This window comes from Vibrio sp. 1641 (assembly GCF_033339995.1).
GTDB lineage: Bacteria > Pseudomonadota > Gammaproteobacteria > Enterobacterales > Vibrionaceae > Vibrio > Vibrio alginolyticus.
Map to the genome: position 1 here is coordinate 1 of NZ_JAWOVP010000263.1, position 635 is coordinate 635.

Here is a 635-nt window from a genome sequence, read left to right on the forward strand (position 1 = left end):
AGCAACAATTGTATTCTTTGGTAATTGTCCTTTTAATCGGTTACTTCCTGTTGTTGTTTCTCTCATAATTTTCCAAATAAAATCATAACTTTTTTTAGAAAGTAATTGGTTCTTATTATTATAAGTATCTATTAACAGTTTGTTCATCGCTGTTGGGGTTGCCCAATTTTGATATTGGGTATTCCAATCCTTGTGCATTTGTTCTTCGTTTGCTTTGATTGAAATATCAGTGAAATGATTAGCATTCAAGAATTTTTGAACAGAATCAGTTCCTCCGATTAATTTTAGCAAAATATCACAACCAATATTGTCGCTCTCTGATACTGTATAATTTAGTATTTGTTCAATCGTCAAAGTTGTTCCATTAGGGAATTCCTCTTTAATCGGACTCCACATTTTAGGCAAAAGGTCTTGAGGGGTAATCTCTATTTTTTGTTCAAAAGAAAGATTCCCTTTATCTATCTCAGACAAAACGGCTAAAGCAATCGGAAATTTCATAACGCTTTGCATCGGGAAATGGAAGTCGTTATTAATCTTCAAAGTATCCTTCTCATTGCTGTTGAATATTGCTACTCCTATTCTGGCATTTTTTGCCTTTAAAACATTCTCAATTTTCAAAGTTAAGTTGTCAGTTT

1 protein-coding gene is annotated in these 635 nt (G+C 32.3%); it reads right to left on the reverse strand.

Features of this window, described 5'->3' with window-relative positions; all coding sequences use genetic code 11:
- Window positions 1-635 (reverse strand): class A beta-lactamase (gene bla, locus R7Z47_RS25425; protein WP_318130837.1); only part of this gene is annotated, 635 nt, incomplete at both ends.